At 70.0% G+C, this 17,199-nt stretch carries 14 protein-coding genes and 3 pseudogenes; 8 read left to right on the plus strand and 9 right to left on the minus strand.

Going from position 1 to position 17,199, the window contains the following annotated elements:
- Positions 1–66 precede the first annotated feature (66 nt).
- On the minus strand, positions 67–594 hold the full coding sequence (locus ACZ3HQ_RS20540) for a 2'-5' RNA ligase family protein (protein ID WP_467512855.1): 528 nt from the start codon (positions 592–594) through the stop codon (positions 67–69).
- A 207-nt stretch (positions 595–801) separates the two neighbouring features.
- On the opposite strand from ACZ3HQ_RS20540, the gene ACZ3HQ_RS20545 reads away from it, so the two are divergent.
- Both ACZ3HQ_RS20545 and ACZ3HQ_RS20550 read left to right on the plus strand, forming a co-directional pair.
- Positions 802–2,295 (plus strand): purine-cytosine permease family protein, encoded by a 1,494-nt coding sequence (locus ACZ3HQ_RS20545; protein ID WP_467512857.1) that lies wholly within the window; start codon positions 802–804, stop codon positions 2,293–2,295.
- A 142-nt stretch (positions 2,296–2,437) separates the two neighbouring features.
- Positions 2,438–2,926 carry a GNAT family N-acetyltransferase gene (locus tag ACZ3HQ_RS20550; protein ID WP_467512859.1) on the plus strand — a complete coding sequence of 163 codons (489 nt, stop codon included), beginning with the start codon at positions 2,438–2,440 and terminating at the stop codon, positions 2,924–2,926.
- 165 nt (positions 2,927–3,091) lie between these two features.
- On the opposite strand, the gene ACZ3HQ_RS20555 is transcribed toward ACZ3HQ_RS20550, so the two are convergent.
- Positions 3,092–3,601, minus strand: coding sequence for an alpha/beta hydrolase (locus ACZ3HQ_RS20555; RefSeq protein WP_467512861.1), 510 nt, complete (start codon positions 3,599–3,601; stop codon positions 3,092–3,094).
- A 199-nt stretch (positions 3,602–3,800) separates the two neighbouring features.
- On the opposite strand from ACZ3HQ_RS20555, the pseudogene ACZ3HQ_RS20560 reads away from it, so the two are divergent.
- Both ACZ3HQ_RS20560 and ACZ3HQ_RS20565 read left to right on the plus strand, forming a co-directional pair.
- A pseudogene (locus ACZ3HQ_RS20560) lies at positions 3,801–4,644 on the plus strand (helix-turn-helix domain-containing protein).
- A pseudogene (locus ACZ3HQ_RS20565) lies at positions 4,634–5,310 on the plus strand (IS5 family transposase); the annotation flags it as partial. The pseudogenes ACZ3HQ_RS20560 and ACZ3HQ_RS20565, both read left to right, overlap by 11 nt.
- Before the next feature lie 103 nt (positions 5,311–5,413).
- On the opposite strand, the gene ACZ3HQ_RS20570 reads toward ACZ3HQ_RS20565, so the two are convergent.
- Positions 5,414–5,875 carry a hypothetical protein gene (locus tag ACZ3HQ_RS20570; protein ID WP_467512863.1) on the minus strand — a complete coding sequence of 154 codons (462 nt, stop codon included), beginning with the start codon at positions 5,873–5,875 and terminating at the stop codon, positions 5,414–5,416.
- Positions 5,876–6,541: 666 nt separating this feature from the next.
- Here ACZ3HQ_RS20570 and ACZ3HQ_RS20575 point away from each other — a divergent pair.
- Entirely contained in the window at positions 6,542–7,105 is a 564-nt protein-coding gene (locus ACZ3HQ_RS20575; RefSeq protein ID WP_467512865.1) for a dihydrofolate reductase family protein, read from the plus strand.
- Positions 7,106–7,578: 473 nt separating this feature from the next.
- Here the strand turns inward: ACZ3HQ_RS20575 and ACZ3HQ_RS20580 are convergent, their stop codons facing one another.
- Positions 7,579–8,199 (minus strand): LysE family translocator, encoded by a 621-nt coding sequence (locus ACZ3HQ_RS20580; protein WP_467513534.1) that lies wholly within the window; start codon positions 8,197–8,199, stop codon positions 7,579–7,581.
- 132 nt (positions 8,200–8,331) lie between these two features.
- On the opposite strand from ACZ3HQ_RS20580, the pseudogene ACZ3HQ_RS20585 reads away from it, so the two are divergent.
- Positions 8,332–8,589 (plus strand): annotated as a pseudogene (locus tag ACZ3HQ_RS20585) (GNAT family N-acetyltransferase); the annotation flags it as partial.
- A 72-nt stretch (positions 8,590–8,661) separates the two neighbouring features.
- On the opposite strand, the gene adh reads toward ACZ3HQ_RS20585, so the two are convergent.
- The 5 genes from adh to xylB form a co-directional block, all read right to left on the minus strand.
- Positions 8,662–10,185, minus strand: coding sequence for an aldehyde dehydrogenase (gene adh / locus ACZ3HQ_RS20590; protein ID WP_467512867.1), 1,524 nt, complete (start codon positions 10,183–10,185; stop codon positions 8,662–8,664).
- A 57-nt stretch (positions 10,186–10,242) separates the two neighbouring features.
- On the minus strand, positions 10,243–11,577 hold the full coding sequence (locus tag ACZ3HQ_RS20595) for a GAF domain-containing protein (RefSeq protein ID WP_467512869.1): 1,335 nt from the start codon (positions 11,575–11,577) through the stop codon (positions 10,243–10,245).
- A 77-nt stretch (positions 11,578–11,654) separates the two neighbouring features.
- On the minus strand, positions 11,655–12,257 hold the full coding sequence (locus ACZ3HQ_RS20600; protein WP_467512871.1) for an N-acetylmuramoyl-L-alanine amidase: 603 nt from the start codon (positions 12,255–12,257) through the stop codon (positions 11,655–11,657).
- A gap of 461 nt (positions 12,258–12,718) precedes the next feature.
- On the minus strand, positions 12,719–13,927 hold the full coding sequence (locus ACZ3HQ_RS20605) for an ROK family protein (protein WP_467512873.1): 1,209 nt from the start codon (positions 13,925–13,927) through the stop codon (positions 12,719–12,721).
- Positions 13,928–14,031: 104 nt separating this feature from the next.
- Complete coding sequence (gene xylB, locus ACZ3HQ_RS20610) at positions 14,032–15,477, minus strand: xylulokinase (protein WP_467512875.1); 1,446 nt, start codon at positions 15,475–15,477, stop codon at positions 14,032–14,034.
- 159 nt (positions 15,478–15,636) lie between these two features.
- Here xylB and xylA point away from each other — a divergent pair, with 159 nt between their 5' ends.
- Positions 15,637–16,803, plus strand: a complete 1,167-nt coding sequence (gene xylA / locus ACZ3HQ_RS20615) for a xylose isomerase (protein WP_130335433.1) — start codon at positions 15,637–15,639, stop codon at positions 16,801–16,803.
- Positions 16,804–16,993: 190 nt separating this feature from the next.
- A complete protein-coding gene (locus ACZ3HQ_RS20620) occupies positions 16,994–17,176 on the plus strand; it encodes a hypothetical protein (protein WP_467512877.1) in 183 nt (60 codons plus the stop codon).
- The last annotated feature ends 23 nt before the right edge of the window (positions 17,177–17,199 follow it).

Consider the following 17,199-nt stretch of genomic DNA (forward strand, 5'->3'; position numbering starts at 1 on the left):
GAGCTGTCGTGACGTTGCCGAGCGGCAAGCGCGGCCCGTACTCCCAGCCTTCGGGGTGAGTAGCGGTCAGATTCCGGTACCCGAGCCGGGCGGTGGCATGAGCCGCTCGACGGTCCGCCGCTCGGTGTCGTAGCTCCGCGCCTCGGTGAACGTCCCCTCCCAGGGCTCGGCCAGCTCGCTGGGCAGAAGTTCCGCAGGCCATGAGCCGGCCCCGGACCGTGTCCGCCCGAGGGTGAGATGGGGCACCCAGTTGCCCGGCTCGAACAGCGGATTCCCGCCCCCGGCCACCAGTTCCCACACCCGCCGCTGAAGCGCGGCCAGCCCGGCCTCGGGTACAACGCGCCACGCCAGTATCGAAGTTCGCCCCTCGAACCGCAGGGTCCCCTCCAGCCGCAACGGCAGGGGAAGCGCCGAAAGCGCCACCGCCGGCGCCTCCCGCGGCAGGTCGGGCGCGGTCGTCAGGGTGAGGTGCGGCCGATTCGTCGGATGCCGGTGCCCAGCCAGACTGGGCATTCCCGCCTCCGCGAGCCGCCCCCAGACATCCCGAACCCGCGCCTCGGATGCGTCGTCGAGCAGCAACTCCACTGTGCGCACAGGACCAGCGTAGGTAGCGGGCGAGGCGGCCGCCGCCAGGCCACCACCGATCCGGTATTCGGCGCTTCAGGCCGAGGGCCGGCTGCTGCTGATCATCCGCAGGGGCAAGCCGACCACCGCCGGTCGGCAGGGTATTGACAAATCATTCAGCGGGCCAGAGTCTGCATGGCAATATGCAGGGCGGTGGGTGAGCGCGGAGGGCGGACGATGGCCAGGGCAGGTCGTAACGAGCAGACGGACGCGCGCATCCCGGAGAGCCCCGGCCGAGCCGCCGGCGTGATCGAGCGGCACTCGATCGACGTGGTGCCGGACGGTGAGCGACACGGCCGGGCGTTCAGCCAGTTCACGCTCTGGCTCGGCGCGAACCTCCAGATAACCGCCATCGTCACCGGCGCCCTCGCCGTCGTCTTCGGCGGCGACGTCGTCTGGTCGCTCGTGGGCCTCGTCGTCGGCAACCTGCTGGGCGGCACCGTCATGGCGCTGCACTCCGCGCAGGGCCCGAAGCTCGGACTCCCCCAGATGATCCAGTCGCGAGCGCAGTTCGGCGTCCGGGGCGCCGCCGTGCCACTGCTCCTGGTCATCCTGATGTACATCGGGTTCTTCGCGAGCGGCAGCGTGCTCGCCGGCCAGGCCACCGCCCGGCTCACCCACACCGACGACACCACGGGCATCGTCGCCTTCGCCGTGCTCACCGCCGTCGTGGCCGCGATCGGCTACCGCGTCATCCACGTCGTGGGCCGAGTGGCGAGCGTCGTCTGCGCCGTCGCCTTCGTCTTCCTGGGCATCCGGCTGCTCGACCGCGTCGACGTGGGCGCGCTGCTCGGCGACGCCCACTTCTCCCTGCCGATGTTCCTGCTGGCCATGTCGCTGTCCGCGTCCTGGCAACTCGCCTTCGGCCCGTACGTCGCCGACTACTCGCGCTACCTGCCGCGCACGACCAGCGCCCGGGCGACATTCTGGTGGACGCTGTCCGGCTCGGCCCTCGGCTCCCAGTGGTCCATGACGTTCGGCGTGCTGGTGGCGGCGACGGCCGGGGAGAGGTTTCTCGACGACCAGGTCGGTTACGTCGTCTCGCTCGGCGGCGCCGGAGCGGCCGCATCGCTCCTCTACTTCGCCATCGCCCTGGGCAAGCTCACCATCAACGTCCTCAACACCTACGGCGGATTCATCTCCATGGTCACGGGGATCAGCGGCTTCCGCGGCCGGCGGACGCTGTCGCCGCGCGGCCGGGCCGGGTACATCGCCGTGATCATGGTGACCGGCACCGCGCTGGCCCTGCTCGGCAAGGACAGCTTCCTCGTCTCGTTCAAGGACTTCCTGCTGTTCCTGCTGACCTTCTTCACCCCCTGGTCGGCCATCAACCTCGTCGACTACTACCTGATCTCCCGCGAGCGCTACGACATCCCGGCCCTCTTCGACCCGAACGGCCGCTACGGCGCCTGGCGCGCCAACGCCCTGAGCGTCTACGCGGTCGGCGTCCTGGCCCAACTCCCCTTCCTCGCCACGTCGTTCTACACCGGCCCCCTCGTCGCACCGCTCGGCGGCGCGGACGTCTCCTGGATCGTCGGCCTCGCCGTACCGGCCACGCTGTACTGGCTGCTGGCGAGGTCCGACGGGCGCGCCATGGACCCCGCTCCGGAATCGGACGTGGCGGCGCGAGGCGACGAACTCGCCGCAACGCCGCCACCGGCCGACCGTTGACCCCTTCCGCTTGCCGTGGCACCCACTGTCTTGCCATGTCGGACACAAAACCGCAGGTCATGGCGTTCACGCGGTGCAGAACGCCTGCCCGGGCCGCCGTCCTCCGGCACGGAGGTACTCCCCGGTGCGAAATACTGTCCCGATGAGTCCACGCACTTCCTCGATCCGCCAGCCGGTCACGATGCGGAGGGCCGTGGCGGGGGATGCCAAACGGCTCACACGGCTCGTGCGTGGCTCAGGGGCCTACGAGGGCAAGTACGCAGCCGCAGTCGCGGGCTACCGGGTCGGTCCCGATTACATCGAGGCCCACCGCACCTTTGTGGCCGTCGGCGCCGACGAGCGCGGAGGCCGGGTCCTGGGGTTCTACTCGCTCGTCCTAGCTCCACCGGAACTCGACCTGCTGTTCGTCGCCGACGAAGCGCAAGGACGGGGTATCGGACGGCTGCTCGTCGCGCACATGCAGTCCGAGGCCCGTGCCGCCGGCATCGACCGTGTCAAAGTCGTGTCGCACCTCCCCGCCGAGGGCTTCTACCACCGCGTCGGTGCGGTACGGACCGGGACCGCGTTCGCGAACCCGCCCGCCATGCCGTGGGACCGTCCCGAATTCGAGTTTCGCATCCCTTCGGAATGACGCGGTCGCCGACCGGCGGGGCACCGGCTCCGCTCGCATGGCGTCCGGGAGGGGTTTGGCCTGCGTCTGACGCCGCTTGTCGAGCAGGTGTGCGGGATGCGGGCAGGCTGCTCGTGACAACCTTCAAGATCATCTCCCGTCCGTTGCCCCCACAGGCTCGCCGGCTCAGGCGAGGTGCTTGCTGAAGAACTCGACCAGCCTGGCGACGGCAGGAGTCACGTACTCGTCGCGGTCGTACAGGTCGACGTGGGTGGCGCCGTCGACGAGGAACAGTTCGGCGTTGCCGGGGCTGTCGGCGACGGCCTTCTCGGAGAACCCGCGGGTCACCGCCTCGGTACCGGCGATCATGAGCAGCGGGCGGGGCGCGATCCTGGCGACATCGGCGAAGGAGTCGAACTGGTCGAGGAGGTCCGCGCTGCGCACGACCACGTCACCCGTGGAGCGCGGGTGCATGCCGCGAGGCGTCTTGGAGTAGTCGACGAACTCGGCCGTCGGGGCGGGGGTGCCGGCGTCGGCCGTCTCGGGCAGCACGGCGAACGTCGCCGCGGGCTCGCCGGCGGCCTCGGCGCTGCGGAGGTTTCCGGAGTTCGCCACCATCTGCTGCCAGCCCTCGGGGTCGGCGCCGCGGAAGAAGCTGGGAACGTCCGTCCCGGACACACCGGCCACGGCCTTCATCCGGTGGTCGGTCTGAGCGGCCGTTGGCCGGGAAGCGGACGTCAGTCCTCATGTTCTGCTCCTGCGGAATCATGGGTGGCCGGCGATCTGCGGGCCTGTTCCCACTTTCCGGCCGGTGGCCCGGCGCAGGAAGGTCGCGTTGCTTCCTAGGAAGGATCTTTCCCAGGCAGAGCCTTCTCCTCGGTGCCATGCTGAAGGAATGGCTGGTTCCGCGCACCTTCGTGAGCTCGGTGAGTTCCTCAAGCACCGCCGTGGCGAACTCACACCCGCACAGGTGGGGCTCCCCGAGCGCGCGCACCCAGCGCCGAGTGCAAGGGCTGCGCCGCGAGGAGGTGGCCGAGCTCGCCGCGATCAGCACTGACTACAACGTACGCATCGAGCAGGGCCGGCTGGCACCGTCACCGCCGGTGCTCGACTCCCTCGCGCGGAAGCTGCGGCTGGACGGTGACCAGAGGACGTACGTGGAGGGACTGGTCGCCCAGGCCGCGCGGGCCGGGCACCGCAAGACGCCGCGTCGGTCCGCCCGCCCCAAAGCACACCCGCACCTGACCCGCCTGCTCGCCCAGCTCACCGGCACACCCGCCATCGTCTTCGGCCCGCGACTCGACATCCTCGCGTGGAACCCGCTGGCGGCGGAGCTGCTGTGCGACTTCGCAGCCGTGCCCGAACCCGAGCGCAACTACGTCCGCATGGTCTTCACCGACCCGGTGATGCGCGACATCTACCCGGAGTGGGAGGACGTGGCCCGCACCTGCGTCGAGGTCCTGCGGATGGAGGCCGGAACGAACCCGACCGACCCGGCCCTCACCGCCCTCGTGGGCGAGCTGGCCGTCGCCGACCAGCACTTCCGGGCCTGGTGAGCCGAGCACCGCGTCGCACACCAGGACTTCGGCAGCAAGCGCATCGCCCACCCCACCGTCGGCGAACTCACCCTCGACTGGGACACCTTCCGCTACGCCGGTGCCCCAGAACAGCAACTCGTGCTCTGGTCAGCCAACCCCGGCACTGCGGACGCGGAACGACTCGCCGCTGACCGCCCATAAGCGGCTGTTGCGTTGGGCGGTGGATGGCACGTGGGCCCGCGTCTTCGCTGCTGTCCTGGCGGTGGCGGACGCGGACGGCGACGTCGGGTGGGTGGTCTCGGTGGACTCGACAGTCTGCCGGGCCCATCAGGACGCGGCCGGCGCCCGCAATGGGTGACTCCGGCCGGGGCGAGCTGGCCGACCACGCGCTGGGACGCTCGCGAGGTGGCCTGAGCACGAAGGTTCATCTGGCTGCCGACTCCAACGCTCGTCCCCCGGCGATTGCGCTGACGGCTGGTCAGGCTGGTGACGCGCCCGCGATCACCGCGGTGATGGCCGACATCCGTGTACCGCGCTGCCAGCGCGGGCGGCCGCGGACCCGGCCGGACGTGGTGCTCGCGGACCGGGCCTACTCCTCGCGCGCGTCCGCGCTCACCTGCGCGAGCGGCACGTGCGGACGGTGATTCCACAGCCGGTGGACCAGGCCCGCACCGTCGGCGGGGCGGCTCGAACGGCGGGAGGCCGCCGACGTTCGACCCAGAGGCGTACAAGGGACGCAACAGCGTTGAGCGGTGCATCGCCCTGCTGAAGCAGTGGCGCGGTCTGGCCATGCGAACGGAGAAGCTCGTCATCGCCTACCAGAGGGCTCTCCACCTCGCCGCGATCCTCATCTGGGCCCGGCGATAGCTGCCGTCAGCGGTCGACCACCCACTCGCGTCCGCGGGCGAAGTGCCAGTACCGACGTGCTGCACGCACGTGGGGGCGGTGATCTCATCCGGGCGTCAGGTGGCTAATCCGTCTCGACGGGCAGGAGCGCCCAGGCGTTCTGGAGGGCGGAGTCGGAGGGCGCCAGTTCGAGCTCAGGCGGGAAGATCGTCTTCGACGACACCACCAGATGCAGGTCCTTGTCGGGGACACGGATGAAGTAGGGGGCCGGCTGCGGCACCTGCGGGGCCGGCTCGACCTTCCACTCACGGGTGGGGAAGTCACTCAACGGCCCCAAGATCACCCTCTCGCCCTTCTCCGGCTCCTTGTAACTCAGGGAACGCGAGGGGAAGAGCCGGGCGGGAACCTGGATGGCGCAAGTGCCGTCCTCCCGGACCTCCACGCTGAACTCTTGCTCCCGTTCCGGCGCAGCCCCGGGAGCCATAACGGTCACACCGTTTTCCCCGGCTGTGAGGACCCGCGCCTCGGGGCCGGTGGCGTCGGGCCAGCCGACGATTCGATAGACGCCGGAGGACAGGGTTCCCATGGATGACTCCTTTATTTAGTGATTGCTACGGCCGACTCAGGTCGACGGCCTCCTGCGGCGACGACCGGGCCGGACCGCAGATCGACCGGACCACCAGGCAACACTGCCGAAGCTCTGAAGATGCGCCCCAACACGGCAAACCACCCGAAGGCGGGAAACAATAAGGAGACACGCTCTAGGGCCGGATCGTGGGCGACTTTGGCGGCGGGCCGCCGCGGTGGCGGTGCTGAGGAGGTGTGGCCGCGTTTGTCGTAGCGAGTGGCGACCGCGCGGGACTGCTTGAGGCAGTTGCTCGCCCGCTCGACGGTGTTGCGCTTCTTGTAGCGGTCCTCATCGAAGCAGGGCGCTCGTCCGCCACATGCGCCTTTGTCCAGGCGGGCGGCCTGGTAGTCGGACTTCTCCGGGACGGTGTGGGATTTCCCCCGCCGCAGGCACGCGCGGATGGAGACGGTTCGGTAAGCCTTGTCGGCCGTCAGGCTGTCTGGCTTCTTGCGTGGCCGTCCCAGGCCAGGTCTGGACAGCCGGGATCTGGGAACGGCCGCAGCCGTTACCGCTCGGCATTCGTCAGATCACCGTGCCCCCTGCCAGTCTCAGATCGCGCACCGATGAGTTTCCCGTGCCGCGCCGGTCCGTGCGTGTGCGACCGACTCCCGGAAGGCTGACGCCATGCGGAAATTGACCTACGGCATGAACCTGACCCTGGACGGCTACATCACCGCTGCCGGCGACGACATCGGCTGGAGCGTGCCGAGTGACGAGCTGTTCCAGTTCTGGTCAGATCGGGTGCAGGCGACCGACCTGTCGCTGTACGGGCGCAAGTTGTGGCAGACGATGAGCTCCTACTGGCCGACCGGCGACCAGCAGCCCAACGCGACCCCCGCGGAGATCGAGTTCGCGCGCCGCTGGCGGGACATGTCGAAGGTGGTGTTCTCCTCGACGATCGACGAGGTCGACTGGAACACCCGCCTGGTAGCCGGCGACGCGGTCGCCGAGATCACCCGGCTCAAGGCCGAGGGCGACGGCCCGATGGACATCGGCGGCGCGACGCTCGCCGGTGAGGCCATGCGGGCCGGGCTGATCGACGAGTACGTGCTGGTGACCGCGCCGGTCCTGGTGGGCGGCGGCACACCGTTCTTCACCGCGCTGGACAACTGGGTGAACCTGAAGCTGGTGGAGACGCGGGCGTTTCCGTGCGGCGTGATCCTGACCAGGTACGAGACGACGCGCTGAGCGTCCCGCCCGGCAGTCACGGCCCATGCTCCGCCCGTGACGTCGGCGTGGCGACCCGCATCAGCCGGAGGAGCAACTGGCCGGCCGGGCCGAGACGAAGACGGCCCCCGCGGGGCGGCTGTGGGGGCATTGGAGCGGCATCGCCCTCACGCCTCGCGCTTCCACGCTGGGGCATGCGTGGCCGGCCGGCCGAGCGCCCGAGCGCGGATCAGTCATGACCGGTACGGCGACGCGGGGGCGTGGGCAGGAGTCAGGGATGGTCGAGGTCGCCGCCGGCGGGGGAGAGGGCCCAGTCGAGCGCGAGGCCGACGAGGCCTCCCAGCCGCGCTCGCCGCAGGTGCAGCGACTGCGGCCGTCGAAGAGCTTGTACGCGCAGATGGCCTCCGAGCGCAGTGGTGGAGCAGTTACGAGGGAGCCGGGCGCCCCTGCAACACCCGGTAATCATCGGCCCCGTGCGGCCGGGGACGGGGCCGTCAGCTTTCTACGGCCATCCGGATGCCGAGAACGAGTAGGACACCGCCGGAGATCTGTTCGAGCCGCTTGCGTACGTTGGCTCGGGCAATGACCTTCTTCAGCCGGCCGACGAACCATACGTACAGTCCGTAATAGCCGATCTCGTACACCGCCCAGACGGCCGCCAGTCCGATCATGGTGGCAAGGTGAGGCGCGCTTGCGGGCACGAACTGAGGCAGGAAGGACATCGCGAAAACCGCGGCCTTGGGGTTGGCGAGGTTGAGCAGCAGACCTGAACGGTATGCATTCCATCCTGTGCGGTATGCCGGAGCCTCGTGTTCGGCTTCCTCGCCCTGCCCTCGGTGGGCATGCACCAGCGTCTTGACGCCGAAGATGATCAGAACCGAGGCGCCGGCGATCCTCATGACGTCATAGGCCAGTTGAGATGCCGCAAGCAGTGCTGTGAGTCCAAGTGAGGCGACGACACCCCAGAGAAAGACACCGCTCTCGTTGCCCAGCACAGTGAGCAAACCAGCGCGCCTGCTGCGCAGGGACTGCTGAATGATCAGCATGGTACTGGGGCCGGGCGAGGCCGCGACCAAAGTGCAAGCGCCGAGGAAGGCCAGGAGGGTACTGAACATCCGCCTATCGTCGATCTCGTGACTGGTCGTGTCCACAGTTCAGACTCAAAGAGCGGTGGGAGGCGCGGGTAGCTACGAGAAACGCGCGGCTAAGAGTTCCCGGCCGTGCATCTTGCGCGGGCGGCCATTACCCGACGCTGCGTCATCGCGCAGGCCGAGGTCGGATCGCCAGGCGACCACTTCCTGTCGGCGCGCGGTTTCACGAAGGCCCTCACCATGAGGTGCTCCCGCTTGCCGTTCGCCGACGCGGACACCACCACCCTCGACCGCACCATCGAGCGCCCGCATCCCGGCTACCGGCTGATGTCATGTCAGGGAACCGTTCCCGACGGCCTCGCCGAAACGTTCGCCGCCTCGCGTCGCGCCATGGACGACATGCCCATGGACGACCTTTAGCCGCTGACGGACGGGCCGGACCGGGACATCACCTCGTCCGGCCCGTCCATGTTTTAGATAGACGGCCTAGAAGAACCCAAGTTTCTTAGGGCTGTAAGAGCAGAGGATGTTCTTCGTCTGCTGGTAGTGCTCCAGCATCATCTTGTGGTTCTCCCGGCCGATCCCGGACTGCTTGTAGCCGCCGAAGGCCGCGTGGGCCGGGTAGGCGTGGTAGCAGTTGGTCCAGACGCGGCCTGCCTGGATGGTGCGGCCGGCGCGGTAGGCGGTGTTGATGTCACGAGTCCAGACGCCCGCGCCGAGGCCGTACAGCGTGTCGTTGGCCAGCTTCATCGCGTCGTCGAAGTCGTCGAAGGAGGTCACCGAGACGACCGGGCCGAAGATCTCCTCCTGGAAGATCCGCATGCGGTTGTCGCCCTCGAAGATGGTCGGCTGGACGTAGTACCCGCCCTTCAGCTCGCCGTCGTACTCGACGCGTTCGCCGCCGGTGAGCACCTTGGCGCCCTCCTGACGGCCGATGTCCAGGTAGGAGAGGATCTTCTCCAACTGGTCGTTGGACGCCTGCGCGCCGATCATCGTGTCGGTGTCGAGCGGGTGCCCCGGCTTGATCTGCTGGGTGCGGGCCACAGCCGCCTCCAGGAAGTCGGTGTAGTGGCCGCGCTGGACGAGCGCCCGGGAAGGACAGGTGCACACCTCGCCCTGGTTGAGCGCGAACATGGTGAAGCCCTCGAGAGCCTTGTCCCGGAAGTCGTCGTCGTGCGCCCACACGTCGTCAAAGAAGATGTTGGGGGACTTGCCGCCCAGCTCCAGTGTCACCGGCTTGATGTTCTCGGAGGCGTACTGCATGATCAGCCGCCCGGTCGTGGTCTCCCCGGTGAACGCCACCTTCGCCACCCGGGCACTGGAGGCCAGCGGCTTGCCCGCCTCCGCCCCGAAACCGTTGACGATGTTGAGCACGCCTGGCGGCAGCAGGTCGGCGACCAGGCTCATCCAGTAGTGGATGGACGCCGGGGTCTGCTCGGCGGGCTTGAGGACGACCGCGTTGCCCGCCGCGAGCGCGGGCGCCAGCTTCCAGGCAGCCATCAGGATCGGGAAGTTCCACGGGATGATCTGTGCGACCACTCCGAGCGGCTCGTGGAAGTGGTACGCCACGGTGTCGTCGTCGATCTCGCCCAGCGACCCCTCCTGCGCGCGGATCGCCCCAGCGAAGTAGCGGAAGTGGTCGATGGCCAGGGGGATGTCCGCGGCCAGCGTCTCGCGGACCGGCTTGCCGTTCTCCCAGGTCTCGGCCACCGCCAGCGACTCGAGGTTCGCCTCCATGCGGTCGGCGATCTTCAGCAGGATGTCCGAGCGCACCGTCACCGACGTACGGCCCCAGGCGGGCGCGGCCGCGTGCGCCGCGTCGAGGGCCCGCTCGACGTCCTCCGCGGTACCGCGCGCGATCTCGGTGAACGGCTGCCCGTTGACCGGCGACGGGTTGTCGAAGTACTGCCCCCGCGCCGGCGGCACGTACTCCCCGCCGATGAAGTGGTCGTAGCGCGGCTGGTAGGAGACGATCGAGCCCTCAGAGCCGGGCGTCGCGTAACGGGTCATGCTGGTGTGCCTCCCGGTGCAGCGCTGCCCGCCATTGGGCAGCTCCCGTCGTGCACGCTAGACGGGCGGACGTTGCGAATATGTTGCACGGCTGGTCACCCAGGGTGTCTGACGGATCTGAGGGCGCCGGCTCGGTATCCCCGGCACCGCCAGCTCGGCCTCCAGCGCCGCGACGCGCGCCCGCACCGAAGGGGTCGGTCGCACGGCTGCCAGGGCCCGCCAGGCCGACAGGTCGTGCTCACCCCACGGAGCGTGGACCCAGTCCGCCAGCAGATCCGGGTCGCCGCGGGTGATCAGTGCCGTGCGCAGAGCCCCGGCGAGCCGATGCCGCAGCCGCACCACAGCCGGCGCCTGAGAGTTCGGCAGGAGGGGACCGCGATAGGCCCGTACGGCGGCCGTGAGTGAACCCGCTTCCAACTGCCGCTCCACCAAGGCCGCGTCACACTCGACCGGCACGGAGAGCCGATAGGGCCGGGACGCCAGCAGTCCTGGCGGCAGCAGCGGGCGCAGCCTGGCCAACTCGGCGCGCAAGGTCACCGGTGTCACCGACTCGTCCGCGTACAGCGCGCACAGCAGCTCGTCCCCGGTCATGCCCTCTGGATGGCGGGCCAGGAGCACGAGAACCTCGCTGTGCCGACGGCTCAGCCGGATCCGGCGCCCGCCGTCCGGACGCAGTTCCGCCTCGTCCCGGCCCAGCACGCTCAGCGTGACCGTGTCCTCCGCCTGCCGGGGCGGAGTGAGCAGGCTGAGCTGTGACTCGGCCGCGCGTGCCACCGCCTGCACGAAGCCCAGGCTGTGCGGATGTGCCAGACCGTCCCCTCCGGTGATGTCGACGGCCCCCAGAACCCGGCCGGTGTGCGGATCGTGGATCGGCGCGGCGGCGCAGGTCCACGGCTGAACCCGCCTTATGAAGTGTTCCGCAGCGAAGACCTGCACCGGCCGGTCCACCGCCACCGCCGTACCGGGCGCGTTGGTCCCGACAGCCGCCTCCGACCAGCGCGCTCCGGGCACGAAGTTCATCCGGTCCGCCCGCCGCAGCGTCGTCGGATGGCCCTCGACCCACATCAGCCTGCCGTGCGCGTCGCACACCGCGAGCAGATGCGAGCCGTCGGCGGCGAACGTGCCCACCAGCTCCCGGACCAACGGCATGACCCGGGCCAGCGGATGCTCGGCGCGGTATGCGCCGAGGTCGTCGTCGGTCAGCTCCACGCTCGCGGTGCCGTCCGGCCCCACGCCGGCCCGCGCGCTGCGCCGCCAGGACTCGGCCACCACCGGCCGGACCGGACGCGGAACGGTGCCGACGGTCGTGAAGGTCTCATGCGCCCGGCGCAGCGCCCGCGCTCTTTCGTCTGGGTCGGCTCCCGGCTCCAGAGCCACCCACTGATCGGTCAACTCGTCCTCCCTGCCAGGGAATCAACTGGGCCATCGTCACGCGCGGCTCCGCTGCGGACAACCAGGCCGACGTGAGGTCAGGAGAAATTGACGAGTCTGATGTAGCGGACCCAGTCCCAGTTCACCCCCGGGTCGGTGTGATCGGTGCCAGGCACCTGGTAGTGGCCGATGATGTGCTCCCTGTCCTTCGGGATGCCGTACTTGTCGCACACCGCGGCCGTGAGTCTCGCGGACTGCTCGTAGAGCGCGTTGGTGAAGTAGGCCGGCTGGTCCACCCAGCCCTCGTGTTCGATGCCGATGCTCCGGGTGTTGTAACCCCAGTCCCCCGCGTGCCAGGCGATGTCCGCCTCCCGGACGCACTGGGCGACGTGGCCGTCCGCCGAGCGCACGAGATAGTGCGCGGACACCTTCTTGTCGGGGTTCCGGAAGATGGCCAGGGTGCTGGTGTAGGTCTCCTGGGTGACATGGATGATCACCCGGTCGATCCTGTAAGCCGCCGGCCGGCTGGACACCGTGTAGTTCCCGCTGCTCGCGGGCTGCCATTCGCCGGGCGGGTAGTCGACCGCCGTCTGCGCGGCCGCCTGTGGGCCGGGGAGGAGCGCATAGGGGACCGCGGCGAGTGCCGCGCCCTTGAGGATGCCGCGTCGGGTGAGGTGGGTACGGGGCTGGTTCGTCTCCATCGTCGGCTGCCCTTCAGCAGTATGGGGGTGTCATCTGCCGTGCCTCAGCCGGCAGTTGGGTGGCACTCAGGCATGCGCCGTTGCCCCGATACGGGCGGGGCGCGCGCAGCTCAGCGAAACCCTGTACGTATGACCGACACAGTGTCAGCTCCGGTCAGCGGGAACCGGGAATGGTCGTGGTGGTGTCGGTTGTGGCGTCGTGCGCCGGTCGATTCCGCGTACATGTATCCCCCGGTGCATGTGTCAGATGGTGCTGAGCAGGTGTGCGGCCTGCACTTCCGCCGTTGAGGTCCGGCGGTTGCGGCTCGCGTGAATCACGGTACGGCGCGGGGGAGTTGGGCAGAAGGGTGAGCGTCGAGTCCGTGGACAACTGGCGGATTGTGGATATCTCGGCCACCCGTTCGAGGGACTTCGGGTGTCGGTGGGCGTGGCGGCTTTCGCCACGGGCATCCGCCGAAGTGTCAGGGCCGTTCCGCCACCATCGCCGGATCATCCAGCACGGCCCGTACCACCGAATGCGCGGCACCGAGCAACGGACCTTCCGGCCCCAGCTCGGAAACCGCGACAGGACATGCCGGACCGGCTGTGCGGCTGCGCAGCTCACGTTGCAGAGAGGGGACAAGCCATGGTGAGAGCGCCGCCAGTGCGCCACCCAGGACGACCGTCTCGGGGTCCAGGAGATTGACTGCTCCGGTCAGGGCGATGCCGAGCGCTGTACCTGCCTCACCCAGCGCCGAGCGGACGTCCTCGTCGCCCGCTTCGGCCCGTTCCGCGAGCACCCCCATCACGTTCTCGCGGGGTTCGATCCCGGCCGCCCGCAGTACGGCCTCCTCTCCGGCGTACTGCTCCAGGCAGCCGCGACCCCCACATGGGCAGGGCGGCCCGTCCGGCCGGACCGGGACATGGCCCAGTTCGCCGGCGAAGCCACGGGTGCCACGGAGCAACTGCCCGTTCACGACGATCGCCGCGCCGATGCCGATCTCCGCAGACACATGGAGGAAGTCGGCCGTCGGGCCGGCGCCGAGCCACAGCTCCGCCAGCGCGCCGAAGTTGGCCTCGTTGTCCACGGTCAGTGGCACCCCGCCGGGCAGCACGCTACCGAGGTCGGTGTCGTGCCAGCCGAGGTTGGGGGCGCGCACGACCGTACGGCCGTCGCGGGCGATCAGCCCAGGGACGGCGACCGCGAGCCCGGCGATCCACAGGCCGTCCTTCTCCACCTCGGCCGTGACCTGCTGGAGGAGCGGGGTCAATTCCTCGGCCACGGCTTCGGGGGAGCGACCGCGATGCGCGCCGTGCCGCAGGGCCCGCGCACGAACCACGCCGCGCAGGTCGACCGCGCACACCGCCAGATGATCCACGCCGATCTCCGCCCCGAGCCCCGCCGGGCCGCGCCCGCTCACCGCGAGCGCGGAGCCGGGCCGGCCCACCCGGCTCGGTCGTTCGGGGCCCAGTTCCTCTAGCAAGTCCCAACGGATCAGCTCGTCCACGAGGGACGACACGGCCGCCCGCGTGAGACCGATGCGGGAGGCGACCGTGGCGCGCGACAGTGGGCCGTCCGAGCTGACGGTGCGCATGACCCGAGCCAGGTTGCGGCGGCGCATGCCCTGCTGGGTGTCCGGCAGGGCGCGTCCGCTCCCCGTCCCTCGGCTGTCGTTCGGCGGTGCGGTCATGCCTCCGTCGATCCTCGATGTCCGTGGTCTGTGAGCGGCTTGTGGTTCGGTCGCTCGCTGCTGGATCTGGTGCGCCACCCTCTGGGCAGCCCAGGGGTGCGGGGTCAGAGGGAGTCCGGACCCCGCTCCAGCAGCGGGGACGCGTCGGAGAGTACCCCGGCGATCCGGTTCAGGGCTTCGTCGTCCCGTTCCACGGCGTCCAGGACCCGTCCGTCCGTCGTGTTCCAGCGGCGGGCGACGGCCGCCGGGTCCTCACCGGTCAGCAGCCCTGCGGCCTGCGCTGCCGCGCCGAGCGCCACCAGTTCCTTCGCTTCGGGGATCTGTACCGGCCGCCCGGACAGTCGGCGCACCGTTTCCTGCCAGGCGGTGCCGCGGGCGCCGCCGCCGATGAGCAGCAGGGGAGCGCTGCGGTCGGCGTCCTCGTCGAGAACCAGGTCGAGTGCGCCGAGCAGCGAGTGCACCGCTCCGTCATAGGCCGCCTGGAGCACCTGGCCGGCGGTCGTGTCGTGGCGGAGACCGTGGAGGAGACCCGAGGCATGGGGCAGATTGGGGGTGCGTTCACCGTCGAGATACGGCAGCAGGGTGACGGAGGTGCCGGGCTCCACGGCCTCCCGGTCCAGCCCCAGCAGGGCCGCGACCCGGTCCACGGCGAGGGTGCAGTTCAAGGTGCAGGCCAGCGGCAGCCAGTCGCCGTGCGCGTCGGCGAAGCCCGCCACCGTGCCGGTCGGGTCCGTGGGACGGTGCTTGGAGACCGCGTACACCGTGCCCGAGGTCCCGAGGCTGAGCACCGGAGTGCCGGGCCGCAGGCCCAGGCCAAGGGCGGCGGCAGCGTTGTCCCCCGTACCGGGCGCCACCAGCGTGCCCTTGGAGAACGGCAGGTCATGGCCGTCGCGTACGGTGCCTGCCACCTCGCCGGGCCGCACCACCCGGGGCAGCAGCGCCGGGTCGAGTCCCACGTGCGCGAGGGTCTCCTCGTCGTAGGACTCCGTCGCGGACGCCCACCAGCCGGTGCCGGAGACATCGCCGCGGTCGGTCGTGCCGAGTCCGGTGAGGCGCTCGGTGAGGTAGTCATGGGGGAGCCGCACGGCCCTGGTGGCGCGGACCGCGTCCGGCTCGTGCTCCGCCAGCCACGCCCACTTGGTCACCGTGAACGACGCGCCCGGCACGCTGCCCGTGCGCTCAGCCCAGGCGTCCGGGCCGCCCAACTCTTCCACGAGTCGGCGTGCCTGCGGCGCCGAGCGGACGTCGTTCCAGAGGAGCGCGGGACGCACCGGCTCGCCGTGCGCGTCGAGCGTGACCAGGCCGTGCTGCTGGCCGCCGATCGACACCGCCGCCGCCTCGTGCGCCGCGTCGCCGCACTGGCGCAGCGCCTCGCACAACGCGTCCCACCACTGACGCGGATCGCTCTCGCGCCCCACGCCCGATGTCACCGTGTGCGCGGCCTGGCCGCTCGCCACCACCCGCCCGGTGGACGCGTCGACGACCAGTGCCTTCGTGGACTGGGTGGACGTGTCCACACCGACGACGAGCGGACCCTCGGCTGCTGACATCGGGCTCTCCCTCTTCCGCGGCGTCATCGACCGGCAGCGACGCCGTTCATCGATGGCGCCCCGGCGTCGAGGACATCGGGTCTCTTTCCAGAGGCGCCTTCGCATACTAATTTGTAAACGGCCATGACGAAATAGTCGTACGCATCAAGGAGCCGCGGCATGAACTACCAGCCCACCCCCGAAGACAAGTTCACCTTCGGCCTGTGGACCGTCGGCTGGCAGGGGAGGGACCCGTTCGGCGACGCCACCCGCCGCGCCCTCGACCCGGTCGAGTCGGTGCAGCGCCTGGCCGAGCTCGGCGCCCACGGCGTGACCTTCCACGACGACGACCTGATCCCGTTCGGCGCCTCCGAGACAGAGCGCGAGTCCCACATCAAGCGCTTCCGCCAGGCACTGGACGCGACCGGCATGGCCGTGCCGATGGCGACCACCAACCTCTTCACCCACCCCGTCTTCAAGGACGGCGCGTTCACCGCCAACGACCGCGACGTGCGCCGCTACGCGCTCCGCAAGACGATCCGCAACATCGACCTCGCCGCCGAACTCGGCGCCAAGACCTACGTCGCCTGGGGCGGCCGCGAGGGCGCCGAGTCCGGCGGCGCCAAGGACGTCCGGGCGGCGCTGGACCGTATGAAGGAGGCGTTCGACCTCCTCGGTGAATACGTCACCGCCCAGGGCTACGACATCCGCTTCGCCATCGAGCCCAAGCCGAACGAGCCGCGCGGTGACATCCTGCTCCCCACCGTCGGTCACGCCCTCGCCTTCATCGAGCGCCTGGAGCGCCCGGAACTGTACGGCGTCAACCCCGAGGTCGGGCACGAGCAGATGGCCGGGCTCAACTTCCCGCACGGTATCGCGCAGGCGCTGTGGGCGGACAAGCTCTTCCACATCGACCTCAACGGCCAGTCGGGCATCAAGTACGACCAGGACCTGCGGTTCGGGGCCGGTGACCTCCGGGCCGCCTTCTGGCTCGTCGACCTCCTGGAGAGCGCCGGCTACGAGGGGCCCCGGCACTTCGACTTCAAGCCGCCGCGCACCGAGGACCTCGACGGCGTCTGGGCTTCGGCCGCCGGGTGCATGCGCAATTACCTCATCCTGAAGGACCGCGCCGCCGCCTTCCGTGCCGACCCGGAAGTGCAGGAGGCGCTGCGCGCGTCGCGGCTGGACGAGCTGGCCCAGCCCACGGCTGCCGACGGCCTCGACGCCCTGCTGGCCGACAGCTCGGCCTTCGAGGACTTCGACGTCGACTCCGCCGCGGCGCGGGGCATGGCCTTCGAGCGGCTCGACCAGTTGGCGATGGACCACCTGCTCGGCGCCCGCGGCTGACGGGATCACGCGTGGCCAGTCCGCAGCGGCGGGTCACGCGCGTCCTGCGGTGGCCTTCGACCTGGGTCTCAGGGGTTCCTCAGGGTCGGCTTCAGGGATGTCTCAGGGGCGGCGGCCGGAACCGTGAGGCGCTGGGGACCGTTTCCCATGCAGAGAGCGGCAGTGGGTCGTGACGTAGGAGGCGGAGTTCATGTCCAGAAACGCGAAGATCGCCGTGGGTGGCGTGGCGGTCGGGTTGATCCTGTTGTTCTGGCTGCCCTGGTGGGCGGCGCTTCTGATCATCGTGGGCGTGCCCGCCGCGGCGTACCTGACGTTGGACCCCTCCCAGCGGCGCAGGCTGCGCCGGGTGGCGCGCAAGGAGATAGGCCGCTGAGGCCCTTGGGCGGCGCTTCGCGC

This window comes from Streptomyces sp. NPDC018263 (assembly GCF_055562575.1).

Excerpts from the sequence above, each read along its gene's own strand:
- ACZ3HQ_RS20545 (WP_467512857.1), top strand. The coding sequence starts at position 802 with ATGGCCAGGGCAGGTCGTAACGAGCAGACGGACGCGCGCATCCCGGAG.
- ACZ3HQ_RS20550 (WP_467512859.1), top strand. The coding sequence starts at position 2,438 with ATGAGTCCACGCACTTCCTCGATCCGCCAGCCGGTCACGATGCGGAGG.
- ACZ3HQ_RS20555 (WP_467512861.1), bottom strand. The coding sequence starts at position 3,601 with ATGAAGGCCGTGGCCGGTGTGTCCGGGACGGACGTTCCCAGCTTCTTC.
- ACZ3HQ_RS20570 (WP_467512863.1), bottom strand. The coding sequence starts at position 5,875 with ATGGGAACCCTGTCCTCCGGCGTCTATCGAATCGTCGGCTGGCCCGAC.
- ACZ3HQ_RS20575 (WP_467512865.1), top strand. The coding sequence starts at position 6,542 with ATGCGGAAATTGACCTACGGCATGAACCTGACCCTGGACGGCTACATC.
- ACZ3HQ_RS20580 (WP_467513534.1), bottom strand. The coding sequence starts at position 8,199 with ATGTTCAGTACCCTCCTGGCCTTCCTCGGCGCTTGCACTTTGGTCGCG.
- adh (WP_467512867.1), bottom strand. The coding sequence starts at position 10,185 with ATGACCCGTTACGCGACGCCCGGCTCTGAGGGCTCGATCGTCTCCTAC.
- ACZ3HQ_RS20600 (WP_467512871.1), bottom strand. The coding sequence starts at position 12,257 with ATGGAGACGAACCAGCCCCGTACCCACCTCACCCGACGCGGCATCCTC.
- ACZ3HQ_RS20605 (WP_467512873.1), bottom strand. The coding sequence starts at position 13,927 with ATGACCGCACCGCCGAACGACAGCCGAGGGACGGGGAGCGGACGCGCC.
- xylB (WP_467512875.1), bottom strand. The coding sequence starts at position 15,477 with ATGTCAGCAGCCGAGGGTCCGCTCGTCGTCGGTGTGGACACGTCCACC.
- xylA (WP_130335433.1), top strand. The coding sequence starts at position 15,637 with ATGAACTACCAGCCCACCCCCGAAGACAAGTTCACCTTCGGCCTGTGG.
- ACZ3HQ_RS20620 (WP_467512877.1), top strand. The coding sequence starts at position 16,994 with ATGTCCAGAAACGCGAAGATCGCCGTGGGTGGCGTGGCGGTCGGGTTG.